This window comes from Bacteroidota bacterium (assembly GCA_016722565.1).
In the GTDB taxonomy this organism is placed as follows: domain Bacteria; phylum Bacteroidota; class Bacteroidia; order 2-12-FULL-35-15; family 2-12-FULL-35-15; genus 2-12-FULL-35-15.
Window position 1 is genome coordinate 21,764 of record JADKIU010000002.1, and the last position, 23,128, is coordinate 44,891.

Annotated in this window: 20 protein-coding genes; 13 read left to right on the forward strand and 7 right to left on the reverse strand. The window is 37.1% G+C overall.

The window, feature by feature from the left end; translation table 11 throughout:
* Positions 1-28: 28 nt before the first annotated feature.
* Positions 29-937 (reverse strand): hypothetical protein, encoded by a 909-nt coding sequence (locus tag IPP64_05415; protein MBL0328854.1) that lies wholly within the window; start codon positions 935-937, stop codon positions 29-31.
* Positions 938-1,031: 94 nt separating this feature from the next.
* Here IPP64_05415 and IPP64_05420 point away from each other — a divergent pair, with 94 nt between their 5' ends.
* From IPP64_05420 to bshA, 7 genes are all read left to right on the forward strand, one after another.
* A complete protein-coding gene (locus tag IPP64_05420; protein ID MBL0328855.1) occupies positions 1,032-1,976 on the forward strand; it encodes a DUF561 domain-containing protein in 945 nt (314 codons plus the stop codon).
* A gap of 27 nt (positions 1,977-2,003) precedes the next feature.
* Positions 2,004-3,242: an insulinase family protein gene (locus IPP64_05425; protein ID MBL0328856.1), complete on the forward strand. Its 1,239-nt coding sequence runs from the start codon at positions 2,004-2,006 to the stop codon at positions 3,240-3,242.
* 5 nt (positions 3,243-3,247) lie between these two features.
* Positions 3,248-4,534, forward strand: a complete 1,287-nt coding sequence (locus tag IPP64_05430) for an insulinase family protein (GenBank protein MBL0328857.1) — start codon at positions 3,248-3,250, stop codon at positions 4,532-4,534.
* 68 nt (positions 4,535-4,602) lie between these two features.
* Positions 4,603-7,941: a gliding motility-associated C-terminal domain-containing protein gene (locus tag IPP64_05435; GenBank protein MBL0328858.1), complete on the forward strand. Its 3,339-nt coding sequence runs from the start codon at positions 4,603-4,605 to the stop codon at positions 7,939-7,941.
* Positions 7,942-7,958: 17 nt separating this feature from the next.
* Positions 7,959-8,417, forward strand: coding sequence for a hypothetical protein (locus tag IPP64_05440; protein MBL0328859.1), 459 nt, complete (start codon positions 7,959-7,961; stop codon positions 8,415-8,417).
* Between the two features lie 109 nt (positions 8,418-8,526).
* Positions 8,527-8,961, forward strand: a complete 435-nt coding sequence (locus IPP64_05445) for a hypothetical protein (GenBank protein MBL0328860.1) — start codon at positions 8,527-8,529, stop codon at positions 8,959-8,961.
* Between the two features lie 197 nt (positions 8,962-9,158).
* Positions 9,159-10,289 carry an N-acetyl-alpha-D-glucosaminyl L-malate synthase BshA gene (bshA, locus tag IPP64_05450; GenBank protein ID MBL0328861.1) on the forward strand — a complete coding sequence of 377 codons (1,131 nt, stop codon included), beginning with the start codon at positions 9,159-9,161 and terminating at the stop codon, positions 10,287-10,289.
* 3 nt (positions 10,290-10,292) lie between these two features.
* Here bshA and IPP64_05455 read toward each other — a convergent pair whose 3' ends face one another.
* The 4 genes from IPP64_05455 to IPP64_05470 all read right to left on the reverse strand — a co-directional run bounded on the left by IPP64_05455 (position 10,293) and on the right by IPP64_05470 (position 14,106).
* Positions 10,293-10,901 carry a hypothetical protein gene (locus IPP64_05455; GenBank protein ID MBL0328862.1) on the reverse strand — a complete coding sequence of 203 codons (609 nt, stop codon included), beginning with the start codon at positions 10,899-10,901 and terminating at the stop codon, positions 10,293-10,295.
* Positions 10,902-11,089: 188 nt separating this feature from the next.
* Positions 11,090-11,428 (reverse strand): translation initiation factor, encoded by a 339-nt coding sequence (locus tag IPP64_05460; protein MBL0328863.1) that lies wholly within the window; start codon positions 11,426-11,428, stop codon positions 11,090-11,092.
* A 46-nt stretch (positions 11,429-11,474) separates the two neighbouring features.
* Positions 11,475-12,350, reverse strand: coding sequence for a YegS/Rv2252/BmrU family lipid kinase (locus IPP64_05465; protein MBL0328864.1), 876 nt, complete (start codon positions 12,348-12,350; stop codon positions 11,475-11,477).
* A 97-nt stretch (positions 12,351-12,447) separates the two neighbouring features.
* Complete coding sequence (locus IPP64_05470) at positions 12,448-14,106, reverse strand: LTA synthase family protein (GenBank protein MBL0328865.1); 1,659 nt, start codon at positions 14,104-14,106, stop codon at positions 12,448-12,450.
* 422 nt (positions 14,107-14,528) lie between these two features.
* Between IPP64_05470 and IPP64_05475 the strand changes: the two genes are divergently transcribed.
* The 4 genes from IPP64_05475 to IPP64_05490 all read left to right on the forward strand — a co-directional run bounded on the left by IPP64_05475 (position 14,529) and on the right by IPP64_05490 (position 18,413).
* The gene (locus IPP64_05475) at positions 14,529-14,792 is read left to right on the forward strand and encodes a hypothetical protein (GenBank protein MBL0328866.1); all 264 of its coding nucleotides are present in this window, start codon (positions 14,529-14,531) and stop codon (positions 14,790-14,792) included.
* A 237-nt stretch (positions 14,793-15,029) separates the two neighbouring features.
* On the forward strand, positions 15,030-15,632 hold the full coding sequence (locus IPP64_05480; GenBank protein ID MBL0328867.1) for a carboxypeptidase regulatory-like domain-containing protein: 603 nt from the start codon (positions 15,030-15,032) through the stop codon (positions 15,630-15,632).
* A complete protein-coding gene (locus IPP64_05485) occupies positions 15,632-17,704 on the forward strand; it encodes a TonB-dependent receptor (GenBank protein ID MBL0328868.1) in 2,073 nt (690 codons plus the stop codon). The genes IPP64_05480 and IPP64_05485 overlap by 1 nt, the downstream gene beginning before the upstream one ends.
* Complete coding sequence (locus IPP64_05490) at positions 17,685-18,413, forward strand: GLPGLI family protein (protein ID MBL0328869.1); 729 nt, start codon at positions 17,685-17,687, stop codon at positions 18,411-18,413. The genes IPP64_05485 and IPP64_05490 overlap by 20 nt, the downstream gene beginning before the upstream one ends.
* Positions 18,414-18,421: 8 nt before the next feature.
* Here the strand turns inward: IPP64_05490 and IPP64_05495 are convergent, their stop codons facing one another.
* A complete protein-coding gene (locus IPP64_05495) occupies positions 18,422-18,766 on the reverse strand; it encodes a DHCW motif cupin fold protein (protein MBL0328870.1) in 345 nt (114 codons plus the stop codon).
* Between the two features lie 43 nt (positions 18,767-18,809).
* Positions 18,810-18,956, reverse strand: coding sequence for a hypothetical protein (locus tag IPP64_05500; GenBank protein ID MBL0328871.1), 147 nt, complete (start codon positions 18,954-18,956; stop codon positions 18,810-18,812).
* Between the two features lie 115 nt (positions 18,957-19,071).
* Here IPP64_05500 and IPP64_05505 point away from each other — a divergent pair, with 115 nt between their 5' ends.
* Positions 19,072-21,069, forward strand: coding sequence for a dehydrogenase E1 component subunit alpha/beta (locus IPP64_05505; GenBank protein MBL0328872.1), 1,998 nt, complete (start codon positions 19,072-19,074; stop codon positions 21,067-21,069).
* A 42-nt stretch (positions 21,070-21,111) separates the two neighbouring features.
* A complete protein-coding gene (locus IPP64_05510) occupies positions 21,112-23,127 on the forward strand; it encodes a tetratricopeptide repeat protein (GenBank protein MBL0328873.1) in 2,016 nt (671 codons plus the stop codon).
* Position 23,128: the final 1 nt, after the last annotated feature.

The following is a 23,128-nucleotide window of genomic DNA, read 5'->3' on the forward strand; positions in this document are numbered from 1 at the left end:
AAACCGAGTATTACTCGGTTTTTTTATTTTAGAACTTAGCACGTATCTTACGTTTCTTGTATTTCTTATGTTTGAAGATACTGCCATATTTAGAACGGTAGAAAGAACTTTTACCTCTAATGATATAGCTGTAATTGATTGACGTTGTCATATAGGAGTCATTGTGAGAAGGGTCTCCTCGTTTAGATCCTACTGTGTAATTTTCTCTGTCAGGAACTCCTGCCATATTCCCTAATTCATCTCTTCTGTTTGCTAATGCAACCGCCTCTGCACTTGTCAAATCTGAAGGGTCAGCATAAACTGTGCTCACATCATCTAAATAATCAGTGAAGGTCGTTCTCCAGCTAAATTCCCATCCAATACGGTGTTTCTTATCAATTGTAAAGTATAATCCTAATCCTAATGGCACGGCTGCTCCAATAGGAGAGTAAGTTACACCTTCTGTTTTAAGCGGACGCAAAGGTGTCCAAGCACCATTGTAATAGGTTTTTGGACTGTGATAAAATGCAGAGATACCAACAAACGCATACATTCTGAAATCGTTTCTGTAACGGTAAGTATGTCCTAAATCAGGAACATCCACGAAGAAAAACTGACCAGTTAATTCTAAATCTATGATGTCGTTCCTGAAAGACAAATTACGCCCCATACGACCAGGGTTTGTTGAAAGGTAATCCGCTCCTGCAATTCTGCTCCAATTCAATCCAAGTTTTGCGGAGATGATAGGGTTGACTTTATAACGAGCAAAACCGCCCACAGCAAATTGGGTTTTTGATAATTTTAAATCAGCAATAAAATCTTTACGTGTCTCAGACTTTCCGCCCATTTCACCCAAATAGTTGGAAGCTCCGGCATGAACACCAAAATCCCATAGGTATTGTCCGAACCCCATAAACGGCAAACCGGACAATGATAATATAACTAATAGTTTACGCATCTTGCAAATTTATAAAAATTATCGAGAAAAAAACCAAATAATATTTTTTTACCTTCGTGACTTAACTATAGCAAAAATAAAAAACTTAATTCAAATGGGCAACAGCATTACAGAACTATTTAAGATAAAATACCCTATTGTTCAGGCAGGTATGATTTGGTGCAGCGGATGGGAATTGGCGGCAGCTGTTACTAATGCAGGTGGTTTGGGCGTCATCGGTAGTGGAAGTATGTACCCGGAAGTTCTTCGAGAACATATTCAGAAATGTAAAAAAGCGACTAATAATGGCATTTTTGCGGTGAATGTTCCTATGCTGTATCCGGATTTGGATAAACACATGGATGTTATTGTTAATGAGGGCGTTAGGGTGGTAATCACTTCGGCTGGAAATCCGAAAACCTGGACCTCGAAATTGAAAGAAAAAGGAATTATTGTGGTTCATGTTATTGCGAATGCCAAATTTGCTAAAAAAGCAGAAGAAGCAGGTGTGGATGCGATAGTTGCTGAAGGGTTTGAGGCTGGTGGACATAATGGAAGAGAGGAAACAACAACCCTTTGTTTGATTCCAATTATTAAACAAACTGTTAAAATTCCTGTTATAGCAGCAGGTGGTATCGCCACCGGAAGAGCCATGTTGGCCATGATGGCTTTGGGAGCAGATGGTGTGCAGATTGGTAGTCGATTTGTTGCCTCTGAAGAGTCATCTGCTAATATTCACTTTAAGAATGCTGTCATCACCTCTCATGAAGGGGATACGAAGTTGATGTTGAAACAATTGACTCCAGTACGTTTATTAAAAAATAAGTTTGCCGAAGATGTACAACTTGCAGAGCAAAATTCAGCTTCAGTTGATGAATTGTCAAAATTACTTGGCCGTGGTCGCGCTAAAAAAGGTATGTTTGAAGGAGATATGGTGGAAGGGGAGTTAGAAATCGGACAAGTTGCTGCGCTTATCAGAGAAATAAAATCAGCAAAAGAAATTATTGATGAAATTGTTGCTGAATACAATCAAGCAAAAGCGACTTTAAAAAATATATAATTTGAGGATGAATTTTAAAATCAGCATATGATAAAATACGAAAAGTTTGAATTAGAGAATGGATTGAAAGTGATTTACCATGAAGATAAATCTACTCCAATTGCTTGTATCAATATTTTATATAATGTAGGTGCTCGCGATGAGAATCCGAATCAAACCGGTTTCGCCCATTTATTTGAACATCTGATGTTTGGCGGATCTGTAAATATTCCAAATTATGATGAACCGCTTCAACGCGTAGGTGGCGAAAACAATGCCTACACCACCAATGATATTACCAATTATTATCTAACTCTTCCTTCTGAAAATTTAGAAACCGGTTTCTGGTTGGAGAGTGATCGTATGTTAAGCCTTGCCTTTTCTGATAAAAGTTTGGAAGTACAACGCAACGTAGTTATTGAAGAGTTTAAACAACGCTACTTAAATCAACCATATGGTGATGTATGGTTGCTGATGCGTCCGATGATTTATAAAGTGCATCCCTACCAATGGGATACAATCGGGAAAGAAATTTCACACATCGAAAATGCACAAATGCAGGATGTAAAAAATTTCTTTAAAAAGTTCTATTGTCCAAATAATGCAATCATGGTGGTTGCCGGAAATGTTAAATTGGAGGATGTAAAAAAACTTTCTGAAAAATGGTTCGGGCCAATACCAAAAGGCCCTGAAAATAAACGCAATTTACCGGCTGAACCGCCACAAACAGAAGCTCGTAGTTTAACGGTTGAACGCGATGTTCCTGCCGATGCAATCTACAAAGCGTATCACATGTGCTCACGTTTCGACAAAGAATATTATGCAACGGATTTGATTTCAGATATTCTTTCGCGTGGAAATTCATCCCGTATGCACAATACGTTGATAAAGGATAAAAAATTATTCAGCGATTTACATGCTTATGTAATGGGCGACTTTGATAAAGGTTTGTTTGTTGTTTCCGGTAAGCTTTCGAAAGGTGTTACGATGGAGCAAGCTGAACAAGGTATTAATGAAGAATTAGATAAAATGAAATCCGAATTCGTTGCGAAAGATGAGCTTCAGAAAGTGAAAAATAAAATGGAAGCTTCTCATGTTTTTGGTGAAATTGAAGTATTGAATAAAGCTGCAAACCTTGCTGTGTCGGAACTACTCGGTGATGCAAATATGGTAAACCTCGAAGTTGAAAAATACTTGGCGGTAACCGCAGAACAAATTAAAGAGCAAGCAAACATTATTTTCAGAAAAGAAAATTGCTCTACATTGTATTATAAAGCGAAGATATAAGAGATATGCAAACATTAGACAGAACAACATCGCCTTCCTTTAAAACGGTTGATAAAATCGAAATGATTCGTGCGACAGAAAAACGGTTGAAGAATAATATTCCCGTGTATTCAATTAATGCCGGATCTCAGGAGTTAATTAAAATTGAATTTTTGTTTGGAGCAGGAATGTTTCAGCAACAAATGCCCTTGCAAGCGGCTACCGTAAACTCAATGCTCGAAGAAGGAACGTCTAAAATGTCGGCTGCGCAAATTGCTGATGCCGTAGATTTTTATGGTGCTTTTTTAGAAGTAGGGGTTTCACAAGACAATGCTTCTGTTGTTTTGTATACCTTAAATAAACATTTAAAAGCTACTTTACCGGTTGTGGAAGATGTTATTAAAAATGCAACTTTTCCGGAAGATGAATTGCAAACTCATCTTATAAATAAAAAACAAAAATTTCATGTCAACAATCAAAAGGTAGCGAATGTTGCTCGAAAACGGTTCACCGAGTTGATTTTTGGATCCAAGCATCCTTATGGAATCAACGTGCAAGAGCCTGATTTTGATAAAATCAATCGAAATTATCTGAACGAATTTTATAAACTATATTATCGCTCTAACAATTGTAAAATTATTTTAGCAGGGAAAATTGATGAAGAAGTATTTCACTTGTTAAATGACTTTTTTGGCGGAACCGATTGGTCAACTGACAGCCAACCGAAAGTGAATACGATTCAAATTGTTTCTGAAAAACAACGCGAACAATTGATTTACAAAGAAGAAGCTTTGCAATCAGCTATTCGAATAGGAAAGGTAATGTTTAATAAAACCCATCCTGACTTTCAATCGCTGCAAATACTCAATACTGTTTTTGGAGGATATTTCGGCTCACGACTGATGTCAAATATTCGTGAAGACAAAGGTTATACTTATGGAATTGGTTCGGGTATTGCTTCACTTCAAAACTCGGGATACTTTTTTATTTCTACCGAAGTTGGAGTAGATGTTTGCAAAAATGCCATTGACGAAATATACTTTGAAATGAATCGTTTAAGAACCGAGCTGATTCCTGAAGATGAACTCCAATTGGTGAAGAATTACCTATTGGGAACGTTCTTACGATCCGTGGATGGTCCGTTTGCCATGGCTGAGCGCTTTAAAGGTATTCTAGAGTATAACCTTTCGTATGATTATTTTGATAAATACATTGCAACTATTAAGAGCGTTTCCGCATCTCAATTGTGTGATTTAGCCACTACTTATTTCGATAAGGAGAGCATGATTGAACTGGTTGTAGGTAAAAAATAGTTGGCAAAACACACAGATTTTAAGTAAATTTGCCTTACAGGTCCCCTCGGGGTAGTAGACCAATTTCAATGTTCAAGAAAATTTCTTTTCTGATTGTTTTTATTGCTTTGTTTTCATTCAAAACAAATGCATCGCATTTGATGGGTGGTGAAATCACTTGGGATTGTGTGGGTGGAGGACAATATGTTTTCACCATGAAACTTTACCGCGATTGTAATGGTATCGCAACTACTTCTGTTGTTTCTTTATCGGTATTCAATCATCCTACCGTTACTTCTATTCCTTTAAATTTAATTTCTCAATCGGATATTTCTCCTGCCTGCAATGGAGCCGGACCATCAATTTCCTGTTTGGGTGCAGAGTCTGCTCCGGGTTGGCCGGGTAGTACAACACCGGTTTTGGGGGCAGTGCAGGAGTCAGTTTTTCAATCTGCACCAATTGCCTTACCTGGTGTTCCGGGGTCGTTAGGTTGGACATTTGCTTATTATGATTGCTGTAGGAACAATTCAATTTCAAACATAAGCACTGCTTCTGCTTATGGCTTTACTTTAAGAGCGGTTATGTATGCGTATAACGGACAAAATGCAAACCCCTGTTTCGATTCTTCTCCGCGATTTTTGGAAAGTCCGAGCACCGTTATTTGTGTTGGATATCCCTTTACCTATAACCACAATGCTACGGATCCCGATTTGGATTCTTTGTTCTATTCTTGGGCGGAACCGTTGACACATTATGCCCCCCTTTCTGGTCCATATAATCCACCAACAAATCCTTCTCCAATTCCCTTATCTGCTGGCTATAGTTTTAATAGTCCGTTACCCGGAGTTTTACAAAACCCTGCAAACATTCCGGCAACAATTAATCCTGCAACAGGCGAAATTTCATTTACATCCTATACCATTGGAAACTTTGTGACGGTTGTGAAAGTGGAGGCATGGAAATGCGGGCAACTTGTGGCTGAAATTTATCGTGAAATACAAATTGTTTTGTTGCCTTGTGCTACCAACAGTCCGCCTACAGTTGCTACTACCACCTACCAAGACACCGTGTTGGCAGGAACAGCAGTGAACTTTACCATTTCAGGAAATGATTTAGATTTATTAGCGGATGGAATTACACCTCAAACGATTACCATCTCTGCTACCGGAACACAATTTGGTGCAGGGTTTACCAGCACTTCCACCGGTTGTTTAAATCCTCCATGTGCCACACTTACGCCTGCATCGCCTGTTTCCGGCTCCGTAAATGCCGCAACAACATTTAATTGGCAAACCAGCTGCAATCATATCTCTGACCACACGGCTTGCAACACACTTTCAAATACCTATACATTTGTTTTTAAAACGAAAGATGATTTTTGTCCGGCTCCGGCCGAAAAAATTACAACAGTTTCTATAACGATTCTTGCTTTGCCAATTGTGGAGTCGCCTCAACCTCGCTGTGTATCGGTATTGCCGAATGGTGATGTTACACTCACTTGGTCAACTCCTATCGATACCGGCTTAACATTTAATAGCTACCATATTTTTACCACAGCAAGTGCCGCTGGACCATTTACTTTGTTGGATAGTATTTTTGTGTATGGACAAACTACATACACACACGTTGGCGCAAATGCGAATATTGCACCTGTTTATTATTATATGCAAACGCGCTCAGGATGTGGCGGACAAGTGTATGATGCTCCGAAGGATACCATTGCATCCATCCATCTTTCTGTTGTGAATCCGAGTAACGGAACCGCCATTTTATCCTGGAACCCAATTGCAACACCAAACATTGTAACATCAACAGGGGTGTACAATGTGTATCAGGAATTTCCTGCAGGCGTTTGGACAATGATTGGTTCAACATCAGGCTTGAGTATGATTGATACGATTATGGTATGTAACCAAACAATCAATTACCGTGTTGAAATTGCAGATGCGACCGGTTGTACTTCTGTTTCTTCTATTGATGGTGGGCTGTTTCAAAATATCATTGTTCCAATTATTCCGGTTCTTGATACCGTGAGTGTGGACGATAGTAACAATGCATTAATGAATTGGAATATCAATCCTTCTTCAGATGTAGAAGCGTATATCATTTATCGTTTTGATGGAACTGCTTGGATTGCGATTGATACGGTGTTTGGAATTACCAATACCAGTTACAATTATTTATTGTCGGATGCCGACTTGGATTCTGAACAATATCGAATTGCAGCCTACGATACCTGTGGTAATTTAAGTCCGATGAGTGGTGCATTAAATACCATTTACCTCACAGCTGTTGCAGATATTTGTGCAAGAAGTGCTACATTGAGTTGGACACCCTACAATGTTATTGGAACAGGTTTGGCTGGATATCGCATTTATCGCTCAACCGTTGGATTAACTGGTCCGTATACCCTTGATGGGACTGTTGCTGCAGGAACTACAACATACACATCTACAGGTTTGGCTGCGAGTACGAATTATTATTTTAAAGTCGAAGCTTTTGATGTTTCCGGAGGTAAAACTTCTTCTTCGAATCGTATTAATTTTTATTCTGCAATTCCTGTTCCTCCTGTATTTTCTTATCTGCGTAAAGTAAGTGTGGTTGATCCGGATCAAGTGGATGTTTCTTGTCACGTTGATATCGCTGCTTCCACCTTGAATTATAAAATTATGCGATCTCTGGATAATACTTCGTTCACGTTAGCTGGAACGGTTCCTGCAACTGGATCAACGCCTGTTTTGTTTAGCGACATAAATGTTTCAACCGACAAAAACAGTTATTATTATAAAATTATCAATGTGGATAGCTGTGGATTTGATGGCTTGGAAACGAACATCGGAAGAACGATTCTTTTAACTGCAATAGGGAATAGCACAGATTTGTTAAATTACCTGAGTTGGAATGATTACGAAGATTGGTCAGGCAATGTAATGTCGTATAACATCTATAGAGGAGTGGATGGAGTGATGGATCCAACACCGATTGCGAATGTTCCATTTACTGGTTCAGGAGTAAATACCTATACCGATGATGTATCTATGATATTGCAAGGTGAAGGAGTTTTTAATTATTATGTGGAAGCAATAGAAGGAATGGGTAACATCTATGGTTTTAATGAGAACAGTCTTTCTAATATTGCAGAAGCCTATCAAGATCCGATTATTTATATTCCGAATGCTTTCCGCCCGAATGGATTCAATAGCGTGTTTATTCCCGTAACTACATTTGTTGATTTTACTGAATATGAATTTTCTGTTTTTAATCGCTGGGGGTTAAAAGTGTTTTCTACAACAAATATTAATGAAGGATGGGATGGCACCAATCGTGGTGTGAAACAAGAATTAGGAGTATATGTGTACCTTGTAAGATTTAAAAATTCAAAAGGAGAATACTTGGATTTTAAAGGATCGGTAACATTGATTCGATAAATAAAAAACAAAAATAGATGACAACAAAAAACTACTTCAAACTTTTATTATTTGTATTTATAGCTTTCTCAATGGAAGCAAATGCGCAATGCACTTCTTGCACAACAACCATTTCGGGACCCGATGCAACGAATTATGTTGTCGGATCTGGACAAACAATTTGTGTTTCTCCAACCGGAAACCTAAGCGGATTAATTACGGTGAATGCCGGTGGAACGGTTTGTAATCAAGGAACAATCAGCTCCCCTTATTTTTGGGTGAATGGTGGACTGCTAAACAATTACGGGTCAGTGAATGTGAGTAATTTGATGGTGAGTGCAGGCGGTGATTTTAATAATTATTTAAATGCAACTCACGATAGTATTTTAATTACGGATGCTTCTTCGGTTTTGAATAATATAGGAACAATGACCGCAATTCGCATGGGAAATACAACCGGCTCAACGATTACAAATTCCAGGTTCTATCACGGCTGACTATGTTGGGGATTCTGTTGCTACATTTAACAACAATGCAAACTCATCTTTAAAAATCAATTTCGATTTTTACAATGCTTACAATAGCACATTTACGAATTCCGGGTATATGGATGTAGATCGTGATTTTTTAAATTCAAATACTGCTACTTTCACTACGTCATGTATGATTTCTATTGGTAGAGATTGGTACAACACCGCAACTGTTTTAGGGCCGGGAGTTTCTAGTTGTGGTGGTTTTAACATTGTTGGAGCGTCTTACAATACCGGTACGTTAGGTAGTGGAAGTACACATGTTGATATTTGCGATGCCGGTAGCCCTCCGTTAGGATTAGATGGACCATTGGGAACAATTGCTAGTACTACAACATATTGTGCTTGCTCAAATGTTTGTGTTATGCCGGTTGGTATCTATGAACCACTTGCGCAGAGCTCCGTCCTGATCCAAAACGTTTATCCCAATCCTGCTTCTTCCTCATTAACAATCGAATTGCAAAATAAACAATCGGAAGACTTGGTTGTTGAAATAATTGACATGATGTGAAGAAAACAATCAATGGTTGTAATGCAATCGATTGCAGGATTAAGTATATCTACAGTTGATGTTTCTAAATTGGCAGAAGGAACCTATATATTGAGTATTACAGATTCTAAAAAAATGCAATCAAAACAGTTGTTTAGTGTTGTGAAGTAATCCTTATTCGTTAATTAGTATTTAGTTATAATTTGTAATTCGCTGGAATGAAAATTGGAATTGTTTGTTATCCTACCTTTGGTGGGAGTGGTGTTGTGGCAACAGAATTAGGCAAAGCCTTGGCCGATAAAGGGCATCAGGTGCATTTTATTACGTACAGTCAGCCTGTTCGTTTGGATTTTTTTTCAGGTAATTTATATTATCATGAAGTTTCTGTTTCGGATTATCCTTTGTTTGAATATCAACCCTACGAATTGGTATTGTCGAGTAAATTAGTGGATGTTGTAAAATATGAACAACTCGACTTGTTGCATGTGCATTATGCTATTCCACATGCCTCCGCAGCATATATGGCAAAACAAATATTAGCTTCTCAAGGTATTAATATTCCTTTTATTACAACATTGCATGGTACAGACATTACCCTCGTTGGAAAAGATCCTTCGTTTGAGCCGGTGATTACCTTTGCCATCAACCAAAGTGATGCTGTAACCTCTGTTTCAGAAAGTTTGAAAGCGGATACCTACGCAAATTTCCCAAGTGTAAAAAAGGAAATTACTGTAATCCCCAACTTTATATGTTTGGATGATTACAAACCCAACGAAGCTGTATGTACAAAAAAAATGTATGCACCCAATGGTGAACGTTTGCTGATTCATGTTTCTAATTTCAGAAAGGTGAAACGTGTGGATGATGTGTTAAGGGTGTTTGATAAAATCAGAAAAGTAATTCCTTCAAAATTAATTTTAGTAGGTGATGGTCCTGAACGACCGGCAATCGAGAAACTTTGTAGAGAGCTAGATACATGTCATGACATTCGATCGTTAGGAAAAATTGTGAACCCTGAGCAGGTGTTAGCCATTGCTGATTTGTTTTTATTGACTTCTGAAACGGAGAGTTTTGGTTTGGCAGCATTGGAAGCTATGGCGGCAAAAGTACCGGTTATTTCAACAAATTCAGGTGGTATCCCGGAAGTAAATGTAGATGGCTTTTCAGGCTATATGAGTAATGTGGGAGATATAGATGATATGGCAAAGAATGCAATTCGTATTTTGAAAGACGATGCTACCTTAAATCAATTTAAACTAAATGCTTACGAGCAAGCAAAGAAGTTTGATATTGATAAAATATTGCCAATGTATGAAGCGCTATATGCGAAGGTATTACAGAAGAAATAAGTTTCAATCACTTTCCCATTTACGAGTAGGTCTGCCGGTTTGTTGATCAACAATGTAATTTTTTTCTTCCGCTAATTTGAACATTCGTTTTCTTAGTTTCTTGGGATAGAAAGTGGTGTAGATCGTATTCAAACGTTTTTTCTTTTTCACAATTCCAATTTGGCTTAAAATATCTTGCGTTGCAGCTGCACAACGCATTCCAAAGAATGCATAATCATAGGGCGGTTTTGCTAAATAATCAGAATGAATTTTATTTAATTGGTTGTATTGCTCCTCTGAAATGGGAATGGTAAAAGAAACCACTTTGTACCCTTTCGGGTAAGGAGGTTGGTTATGGGTATGTTTGCCGTTATATTGGCTATGGCAATTGCGATGATGGGAGATCATATGCACTCTTCCTGTTGGAGAAAAGCCATAGTCAATACTGTCAATTTCAATGGTAACATGTCCGCCATGAATTCCACCAAAGTATTTCATTTCAGTTTTGTTTTTGTATTTTTTTAGAGGTTTTGAACCATAAAGGAAATGTACTTTAATGCGGTGCGTTGAATCTGTTTGGCTTTGAGAAAAACCGAAAGAGAAGAGGAGCAAAAAGGTAAAAAGTAATTTCATGACCAGCTGCTAGTTGAAAATCAATAACATTCCCATTATAAATATAAATCCTGCAACACAGCATAGAACGGCAACCATGACAGATCTGGAAATATAATTTTCGCTCATTTCTTGCATTCCTTCGTAAATCCGTTCAAAAAAATCTCTCATAAATAGATTGTTTATTTATTATCGTCCGATTACAATCTTTATCCACCTGCTTTTTTCGCTTTGTAGTTCATATCGGTGAGCAATTTTAATACTTTGTCGCGGTGATCACCTTGAAGCAATATTTCCAAGTTTTTAACACTTCCACCTACACCACATTTTTGTTTTAATGTTTTGCCAAGGTTTTCCAAATCAACCATGTTTCCAACATGACCGCTAACTCTTGTTACTAATTTTCCTCCACCCATCCGGTCGAGGTAAATTTTTAAATTTTGTTGCTGGGGAGGAAGTGATTGCATGGGTGTTTCATCTTCGTTATTAAATTGGAAGTCTTTGTTGGTTGAAAAGACAAACCCATCTTCGTTATTTTTTTTACTCATTGTATTCGTTCTTCGTAATGACGTTATTACTATTGCTTGGTTTTTATTAAGGCACAATCACTTTCAAAGATAATGGATTCACTTTTATTTTTAATTCATTTCCGATTTCAATCGGCTTTTCATCGATATGTGCAATCATTCCTTTTTGCTTAACAATCACCTCTTGTGCTTTTATAATTTCGAGGAAAGAGGATTTGTCGAGCGACCTTTTAAACAATCTATAGCCGATTGACAGTGCATTTGTAAATTTAAAATCTTTTAAAATGGCAATGTCCATCATTCCATCACTAATATCAGCAGTTGGAGCAATAAAAGCATTGTTTCCCCATTGTGACCCGTTTGCAAAACTGATTAAATAGGCATTTTTAACGGAGGTTTTTCCGGCTACCGTGAGCTCGAAATCTTGTGCTTTGTATCGAGGGAATTCACGGGTAATAACTTTTAGATAGGAGGAAAATCCTCTTTTGCCGAATTTGGCAAATTCCCATCCGATATGAGCATCAAAACCGATTCCGGCTACATTCACAAATGTTTCATCATTCATTTGGATGGTATCAATCGTTGTTTCTTTGCAAGCATTGATGACGAGCATTGCTTTTTTTAGTTGGAGTGGAATATTCAAATGTCGTGCTAATCCATTTCCGGAACCGGTAGGAATAATTGCCATTGCTGTTGATGTGTGGATTAAACTTTTGCCGACTTCATTCACAGAGCCGTCTCCACCAACTGCAACTACAATATCAACATTACGTGAAGCAGCATCTTTTGCAAGTTCGATGGCATGCTTAGCGGCTTTTGTATAAGCAATTTCATATTCAAAGCGTGAACGATCCAATTGCTCATCAATTAGTTTTTCGATTACTTTTTGACGACCAATTCCTGAAATAGGGTTAACGATAAAACAGATGGTTTTTTTAGACATTCGAATGCTAAATAACGGTTAATGTTTTCAATTTGCAAATATGCAATGCATCATCATGGGCAGGCAAGTATGGATGCAACGTAATTTTTGCAACTTTTTAATGCATCTTATTCTGAATTAAACTTTGCTGGTAGGTTTGAACAATGGCCTTTGTTTTTTTCTCTAACCTTTTCACCATTTCCGGATGTTTTGCTACTTCATTATTTTGTAAAGCGCTATCCTTAGGGAAATAGTAAAGCTCGGTTGTTTCTTTGCCATTGAATTCCAAATAATAATTATTTTCAATTATTTGATAAATATTATTGCCAGCATACATAAAAGCATAATGTTGACCTGTGGTCTCAAAAACACTATTTCCAAACGAAAAGTAGTTGGAAGGGTAATTGATGTAATCTAATATAGATGGTTGAATATCAATTTGTTGTGTTGTGGTGGAGTCGATTCCCCTTAAGTTGCTTCCCTGCATAAAATAGAGGATGGGGATCGTGCTATTTCCGACTTTATTTTGGAAAAAGAGGTCTTGGGTAACCCCGGTATGATCTGCAACTAAAACAAATAATGTATTGTTGAACCAGGGCATTTTTTTTGCAGTTTCAAAAAATCGTTGCAGGGCAAAATCGCTGTAAGCAATTGTTTTTTCTATAGGTAGTTTGCCTTCTTTGAAGCGCTTCGCATATTTTTCTGGAACATGATAGGGGTGGTGGGAGGTAAGTGTAAATAGCGTTGCGAAAAAAGGTTGTTTTTGCTGATTGATGGTTTTTGCGGTATATTGTAAAAACTCTTCATCCCATATGCCCCAACTTCCGTCATAATCCTTTTCGTTGTTGTATTCCGTTCTTCCGAAATAAGCATCATATTCCGCTACTTTTGAGAATCCGTCAAATCCCATTGTTCCATTTGTACCTCCGTGAAAAAAAGCAGTATAATAGCCTTGTTTTTTTAATAAACCTGCTAACCCTGAAATTTGATTGCTACCATAAGATGAAGAGATGTAGGGTTCGTTCATCCAAGTTGGAGTGCTGGCAACAATTGCTGGAATTCCCTGAATAGACGTTTTTCCATTTGAAAAAGCATTTACAAAGGTGCGACTTTCACCAATCAAAGAATCTAGAAATGGGGAACACCCGGATGTTTTGCCATTAATGGCTCCTACATATTCCTTCGAGAAACTTTCTAAAGCAATGATAAAGACATTCAGTTTTTTAAATTCACCCGTTTCGGCTTTATGATAGGGGTTGAATTGGCTGAGTAACTCTGCTTCGTTGGTATAATAAGTTGTGGGTTGTATGGACTGTAAATCCAAAGATTTAAGGATGCTGAAAGGGGTGCTGATGACCAAGGGGATGTTTTTAGCACTTGTATGCTCAGCGGCATCTACTGCATTGATTGGGACCAACTGAAAGCCTCCCCGATATCCGAGAATGCTGAATGCGATAGATAAAATATAAATTCCTGCTTGGTTAAAGTATGTTTTTTTGTTCCATTCGAGTAAAGATGCTTTTTCCGATTTTTTATAGAAATACACAACAGCAACAGATAGTAGGATCCAAATAAGAAACATATACCAATATTCTTTAAGGAATAATGGCAAAAGTCGCCCTAGGTCATTCCCAATTTGGCCACCAAAAAAGTTAAATACATCCGCTGTTGTTCGTTTTAAGGTAAATTGAAAGTAAATCAAATCAACACAATTGGCCAATATTGCTGCACTGTTGATTGCAATAAAGAGGAAAATTAAGAGTTTTCGATAGGGCATTCTCTCCCGGAAGGGGAAAGGAATAAGGTAAAGAAGAATAAAAATGCTGTTGGAAAGGATAATAACCGAAAGGTCGAATCGTATACCTGAAAAAAGGATTGTGACCAGCTGGCCAAAGTTTAAGTCGGAGAAATAGAAATGATTAAACCAGTAAAAAAGTAGCCGGCAAACGCTATATACCAATAGCAATAGCCCTATTTTTTTTAATAACGAAAGTAAATTGGCACCGCCTGTTCGCATAGCTTGCAAAGCTAATAAATAATAGTAAGATTCATTTTTTCAAATTGTTTTTTAGAGGAATTCAGCCGAAAGAATGACCTTGGGTGGGGGGAGGAACGAAAAAAAATTAAAAAAATTTGTTTCGTGTGAAAAATTTAATATATATTTGCCGAAATTTTAATTAAAATCACAAACAAAACAAAATGAAAAAATTATTTACATTAGTTGCCGTAGCAAGTATGTTTACATTCGTTGCTTGCGGACCAAGTGCAGAAGAATTAGCTGCTAAAGCTAAAGCTACTGCTGATTCAATCGCTGCTGTAGAATCTGCTAAAGCTGCTGAAGAAGCTGCTAAAATGCAAGCTGCTGCTGATTCAACTGCTGCTTTCGCAGAAGCTGAAGCTGCTAAAGCTCAAGCTACAGCTGATTCAATCGCTGCTGCAGGTGCAAAAGGAAAAAAGAAATAATTTTCTTTTACCGATCACTTAAAGAAGAGTTCCATCCCTGGAGCTCTTTTTTTTTGCCATTCTTCCTCAAAATACCCCAATCCTAACAATTATTATTGTTAATCACTTGTTAAAGATTGTTATTTGTATCTTATTATACAAATTGCGTTATTACATTTGGTCAATATTCAAACAAACATGCGTAGCTTTCTCTTTTCTTTATTTATAATCGTTTCCTTGTCCTCATTTGCCCAAAAGATGTCAATCTCCGGTAATGTTCAAGATACAGTCTCCAAAACTCCTTTGAAAAATACAGTGGCAATGGCCATTCGAATTAAGGATTCCGTTTTGGTAGCTCATACTCGCACCGATGAAAATGGGTACTTTAAATTAGCGAATCTACCCATTGATACCGTTCAAGTGATTATTTCCAACTCCAGATTTGCCGAACAATCTTATTACGTGTTTGGTAGCAAAACGAATTTTGAATTTGACTTCGGAAAAATAATACTTCCTCCTAAAAGCCAGCAACTGGGAGAAGTAATCATTTATGCGTTTAAAGATCCTGTTTACTACAAGGGCGATACGTTGATTTATACCGCAGATTCTTTTAAAGTCAAGCCAAATGCAACTGTTGAAGACTTATTACGAAAGCTTCCGGGAATTAAAGTAGATGCCCAAGGGAAAATTACCTCACAAGGAAAAGAAGTCAGCCAGGTATTGGTGGATGGTGACGAATTTTTTGGAAGCGATCCAACTGTTGCTACCAAGAACTTAGCAGCTACTGGTGTTGAGTCTGTTCAGGTTTATGAGAAAAGAATGAAAATGCCGGGGATGGTGAAGAAGAAACTACTCAGGTGATGAATCTGAAATTGAAAGAGGATGCCAAGAAAGGTTATTTTGGAAAAGTATCAGCAGCTAGCGATTTCCAGAATTTTCATGAAGGTGAAGTCTTGGCCAATAAATTTAAAGGTTCTCAAAAAGTCTCGGTATTTGCTTTGGCGAGCAACACCCCTAAATCTACTTTTGGGTGGGGAGATATGTATAAATACGGTCTCGACAATGAATCGAATATGATTGAAGGTGAGGACGGAGAACGCTATTGGTATCAGAATAATAACCAAAATCAAGGGGTTCCTAAAACGTTAAAAAGTGGTTTCTATTTCAACGATCGGATTTCAAAGAAATCAAAGTTGGGTGTTAACTATACTTATAATAACAATCAGTTACAAGCGAACGGTTCTACTCGTTCACAATTTTTCCTCGCTGATACAAATTATGTAACTGATAACGTGAACGAAAATCTTCAACGAAATGAGAGTCATTCCATTAATTTAAAATTAATACAAACTCTGGATTCACTTACGGAACTCGAATTGGAGCCAAAGTTTAAGTTGAATTCAGGGAAACAAAACAATAATCAAATTACCCGATTTTTAACAGATGAAGATTCCTTGATGCGTCAGACAAATGTTTCGAATAATAATGCAGCGAAGGGGTATAATCTGAATGCAAAAGCCAAACTTACTCGGAAATTTAAAAATCGCGATCGCTTGTTCCGCATCAATTATAACATCACATTGGATGATAATAAGTCAGATGGTTTTTTGAAATCCTACAACTCTACTTATGATTCTATTCCTACAAACGACAGCATTGATCAGAAAAAAAACAATTACAGTTATTCGCAAATGCATAATGGAACCATCATTTACACAGAACCATTAACAAAGAAAATAAAACTTGAATTTGATTATTTGTTCAACTATAACCTGTCTAAACAAAACAAAAAAGCTTTAAACTTTTACAATGGCGAATATTCTGCTTATGATTCTCTTTTGACGAACGATTTTGAAAATATAAAGATGACCAACCGGTTTGGAATTAAATTCATTCATGAAACCAAGAAACAATCGTTTAACTTCGGTGCCCGTATTAGAAATGTTGAAATCAGCAATTCTAATTTAATTACCAATCAAGTCTATAAACAATCGGTGAACAATATTTTGCCGTTTTTAGGATATAATTACCGCTTCAGTCAGAGTACCCGTTTTAATTTTAGATACACCACCAACTCCGCACAGCCGAGTGTTAATCAATTGCAACCCGTGCCTGACAACACAAATCCGAATCAAGTGATTGTTGGTAATCCAAATTTGCTTCCGACTTTTAGCAATAATTTTAATATGTCTTTTAATTCTTACAAGCCTATCAGCGGGAAATACATTTGGGCAAATGCTAATTATTCCCTTACAGATAATGCTTTTGCTAATTCAGTTACGTATGATAGTTTAGGTAGAACGGTTTCCCAAACGGTAAATGTGGATGGAAATTATAGTGCAAATGCATACATCGGAGGAGGTATTCCTTTCTTTTCTCGCGCTTTGAATATTCAACCAAGTGGGAATATAACATATGATAATTATTCCAGTTATATTAACTCTAAAAAAAATACAGTTAATTCATTCAATTGGAACCTCGGATTGGGCATTGATTTAGACATTGATACCTTGGCTTTTTCTGTCAGTTATAATTACGATCGCACAACCCCTTCCAATTCGCTTAGTTCTGCAGCAAATAAACCTTTTTCAGAGCATCAGTTTCGTGCAGATTTCAGATTGAAGCTGCCATGGAAAATGCTTATTGAGTCGGAAGCGACTTATACCATCAACAATCAGCGTGCTGATGGATATAACCTGAATTACATTGTGTGGGGTGCAGCAGTGCAAAAGTCTTTCCTGAAGAATGAAAATCTAATTCTCCGTGTTGAAGGAAATGACCTTTTGAATCAGAACATCAGCAATACTCGTACCGTGCAGGATAACGTCATAACAGATACAAAAACCAATGTCATCTCTCGTTATTTTTTATTACGCCTGACTTATAAGTTTAACAGTACAAAAACAAAAGACAATGAAGAAGATTATTGGTAGAACGATTCTGTTACTCTTGCTTGTGGTTTTTATTGCGGGTTCTTCTTTGGCGCAAATCACCGCAGGGAAAATTGTGTTTGAACGTAAAACAAATTTGTATAAAAAATTTAAAGATGACGATGTAAAAGAATGGTTAAAAGAAGAAGATAAAAGTAAGGTAGATATGTTTGAGCTTTATTTTAACGATTCGTTATCTGTTTTTATGCCACAGGAAAGCGATTTAAAAGAACGCATGAGTTGGGCAACAAGTAAAAATACTACGTATCAAAATTTTAAAACGAACACAACTTTATCAATCAAAAGTGTATGGGGAGAACAGTTGTCGGTTCAAGATTCAATTCAGAAACGCACCTGGAAAATTACAGAGAGTAAACGCGTAATCAGTGGCTACAATTGTCGAAAAGCAATCTGGAATATGAATGATAGTACCCGTATTTATGTTTGGTATACCGATGATATAATGCCGAATGTTGGTCCAGAGAGTTTTTGTGGATTGCCCGGAGCAATCTTAGGCCTAGCAACAGAAGATGGTGGTGTTATTTATTTTGCAAAGAGTGTTGAAATAACGAAACCGGCTTTGGAATTATTAGTACCTAAAAAAGGGAAAGGCAAAGTGTATGGTACTGCCGAATTGAAAACCAAGTTGGAAAAAGATTTTGGGAAAAATCCTTGGGGAAAAGCGATGATTCGAGAGTTGTTTAGCTGGTAAAGTCCTTACTATTTGTTTTTCAAAAAGTCACCATCCACAATCATTAGTTTAACACCATTTTCAGAAACAGAGCGATGAGAACTAAGCTCATCCGAAACAATATAGGATTGGCCTTTCGATAACTTTGTTTTTTCTCCGGTGCTTAATTCGGTGATGAATTCTCCTTCCAAACAATGAACGATATGTCCTTTCTCACACCAGTGATCTGCTAAATAACCTTTTGTGTATTCTACTAATCGTATTCGGAGTCCATTAAATTCGATGGTTTGCCAATAAGCAATTCCGGTTTCTCCTTTGTATTCAACTTTGTTGATTGAAGTCCAATCGATGGTTTGAAATGGAATATTATTCATTTTGATTTTTAGGATTATAAAAAGAAAAAATGAAAAATTAAATTTAGTTGCGTGGTAAGTTTTTCTTTGCTTCTTCCATCAATACACATTTTCCGCATGCTTGTTTTTTTCTGATGCTGCCATAAATGCGATAGCCAACATAACTAGTTGCCAATGCTAAAAGGATATATATGATTAGTTGTTGAATCATAGTGCAAATTTACGATAAATTAACCCCATTCGGTATGCTTATTTTTGATAATTTTACGAAAGAATTTTAGAACGATACATTTACCATTTTACATCATACATCATCCATTTAAAATATGATTACTGCAGAATCCCCCATCCGTTACGATCGGAAAAAATACAAAGACGATACCTTAATTGCACTCTATAAAGGTGTATTAAAGCCTCGAATGATTGAGGAAAAGATGTTGGTTTTACTCCGTCAAGGACGAATTGCAAAGTGGTTTAGCGGAATCGGGCAAGAGGCCGGTTCAGTTGGTGCAGCCATGGCTTTGGAGAAAGAAGAGTATATTTTGCCGATGCACCGTAATTTGGGTGTCTTTACTTCTCGTGGTATTCCTTTAAATCGATTGTTTTGCCAGTTTCAAGGAAAACCAAGTGGCTTTACCAAAGGGCGCGACCGTTCATTTCACTTCGGTACCCAAGAGTATAAAATTGTAGGGATGATTTCGCACTTAGGTCCACAATTGGGATTGGCTGATGGCATTGCACTTGCCAACGTGTTAAAAAAGAATGAAAAAGTAACATTGGTGTATTCTGGTGATGGTGGTGCAAGTGAAGGCGATTTTCATGAATCATTAAATGTAGCTGCCGTTTGGAGTTTGCCCGTAATTTTCGCGATTGAAAACAATGGTTACGGTTTATCAACGCCTAGCAACGAACAGTTTAAGTGTAAACAATTTATCGACAAAGGAATTGGTTATGGAATGGAAGCGGTGCAAGTAGATGGGAACAACGTGTTGGAAGTATATGATACCGTAAAACGATTAGCTGAATCTATTCGTAAAAACCCTCGCCCAGTTTTGTTGGAATTAATTACTTTCCGTATGCGCGGCCATGAGGAAGCTTCGGGGACGAAATATGTTCCAAAGGAACTATTGGACATTTGGGGCAAAAAAGATCCGTTGAATAATTTTGAAAAATACTTGTTGGAAGAAGGTGTGTTGGATGAAAAGATGATTGAGGACTTCCGCTCCGAAATTAAAACAGAAATTGAAGAAGGATTAGAATTGGCCTATGCGGAAACATTGCCTCCTCCCAATACGGAATTGGAATTGAAGGACATGTATAAGCCTTTTGAATTCAATGAAACACTTCCTGCCGGGAATAAAACAAATAAACGCTTTATCGATGCGATTTCAGATGGACTAAGATTGGCCATGGAGAAGCATGAGAATTTAGTGTTGATGGGGCAGGACATTGCCGAATACGGTGGTGTATTTAAAATCACCGAAGGATTTGTAGAAAAATTTGGAAAAGGGAGAGTAAGAAATACACCATTGTGTGAAGCCGCGATTGTTGGAAGTGGATTCGGTTTATCCATCAATGGAATGAAAGCAATGGTGGAAATGCAGTTTGCTGATTTTGTAACAGAAGGATTTAATCAGATTGTAAACAACTTGGCGAAATCACATTACCGTTGGGGACAAAATGCTGACGTTGTTGTACGAATGCCTACAGGTGCTGCTGTTGCAGCCGGGCCATTTCACTCACAAAGTAACGAAGCATGGTTCTTCCATACTCCCGGATTAAAAATTGCATATCCAGCATTCGCAAGTGATGCTAAGGGCCTTTTGTTAACAGCGTTTGAAGATCCGAATCCCGTAATGTTTTTTGAACACAAAGCATTGTATAGAAGCATAACGGAAGATATTTCAGACGATTATTATACCATTCCTTTTGGGAAAGCACGTTTGGTTAGAGAAGGAAGCGATTTAACAATTGTTACGTATGGTTTAGGTGTGCATTGGGCAATGGAAATTTTAGACAATCATCCCGAAATAAAAGCGGATTTAATCGACTTAAGAACACTCGTGCCATTGGATCGTGAAACAATAATAAATTCTGTTCTTAAAACAGGAAAAGCAATTGTTTTGCATGAAGATACATTAACCGGTGGAATCGGAGGCGAATTATCATCCATCATTAATGAAAATTGTTTCCAAAACTTGGACGCACCTGTTGTGCGCGTGGGTAGCTTGGATACACCAGTGCCAATGAATGCCGATTTAGAATGGAATTTTTTACCGAAAGCTCGATTCGAAGACGCTTTGATGGACTTATTCAAATACTAAAATTTCCTTCAACATCTTTCAAGTATTTCCTATATTTGAAAGATGCTAAGAAGTCTATTTACAATTGTTTTTGTTACATCAATCAGTTCGCTGTTTTCACAGATTGACTCATTGAAGACTGTTGCTATCTCCTCGAAGTCAGACACTTCTAAAGCTGCTATTTATATTAAAATAGCAAAGCTTTACTATAACAATGAAGGGCTTTTGGATTCTTCACTTGCCTACTACGATAAAGCGGCAATTATCTATAAAAAAAACAACCTTCCAGCTAAACTATCCAAAGCGCTTAATGGAAAATCATTGATGTACCGTGAGAAAGGTGCATATAAAGATGGTTTAGATAATTGTTTGCAAGCACTTTCATTGGCAGAAAGTGTAAAAGATACTGTTCAGATTTCTACCTCCTTAAATGGGATTGCTATTCTAAATCAAATTCAAAAGGATTACGACAAAGCATATGAGTATTATAAAAAATGCGAAGCCATTCATCTAAAAACAAACAATACCGGTGGATTAGCCTCTGTTTATAATAATCTTGGGTTGCTTTTTTCGGAAAAAAATGAACCTGCAAAATCGTTGAGTTATTTTCAGAAAGCATTGTTGTACAATGAAGAAAATAAGAATGAACGAGGTATTGCCACCGCTTGTGAGAATATTGGTCTACATTATTTGAATTATGAAAACAATGCAACAAAAGCATTAGAACATTTTCAAAGGAGTATTGCACTTTGGAGAAGCATGAACGATATTAATAGTGTCGCTATCACCTTGGATTATATAGCAACCGCTTTGCTAAGTCAGAAAAAAATAAAACAGTCGCTGGATACCGCAAATTTATCATTGACCTTAGCTACGCAAGCGGGTAGTATTTTTTCAATTAAACAAGCACACGAAAAATTATACTTGATTTTTGAGCAACTGAAAGATATTCCCAATGCTCATCTTCATTACAAACGATTCATTACACTCAGAGATAGCTTGAGCAGTGATGAGCAGTTGCGTGAGATTACTGCAATGCAAATGACCTATGAGTTTGAGAAACAAAGAGAGGTTGAAAAATTAAAGCAAGAGTTGAAGGAAAGTGAACTGGCTGATCAAATTAGTCGGCAAAATAATATTATTCTGGTCTTTCTCATCAGTTTGATTTTTGTTGTCATTTGTGCTATTGTTATTTGGCGAAGCTATAAAATCAATAAAAATGCCCGAGAGAAAATCGCATTTCAAAATTTACTTTTGGAAGAACAAAATAAAAACATTCTTGACAGTATTAAATATGCAAAACACATTCAGGAGGCGATACTTCCTCCTTCCGAATTGATTGAAAGCCTGTTGCCTGAACATTTTGTAATGTATAAACCCAAGGACATTGTGAGCGGTGATTTTTATTGGGTTGAAGAACGAAATAATAAAACATATCTGGCAGTGGTGGATTGCACCGGTCATGGAGTTCCTGGAGCATTTATGAGTATTGTTGGACGGAATGGCTTAAATGAAGCAATGAATAATTTAAAGAATCCAACTGCTGCGGAAGTCTTAGATTTTTTAAATAGTTATGTAAACAAAACACTTAATCAAACGGTTGATAATAGTTCCATTAAGGATGGGATGGACATCGCTCTCTGTGTAATAGACCGAAAGTTAAATACTGTTCAATATTCTGGAGCAAACAACCCATTGTGGATGGTGCGTTCCTCCGAAACGATTGATGTAGGGAAAGATAAAATCAGTTATTTCGGAACAGATAACAGAGGTGTTGAATACAAAGCGGATAAACAACCGATTGGTAATTTTATCGATGATATCTCACGGCCTTTTACATTTTCAGAAATAAAGCTGCAAAAAGGCGACATGTTGTATCTTTTTAGTGATGGTTATTCGGATCAGTTTGGTGGACCTAAAAAGAAAAAGTTTAAACGTTCCCAGTTAAAAATGTTGTTTCATTCCGTGTCATCTTATACGCTGCAAAAACAAAAACAATTGGTAGAAAAAGCATTTGAAGAATGGAAAGGAGAATTGGAGCAAATAGATGATGTATGTATACTCGGTGTAAGAATGTAAA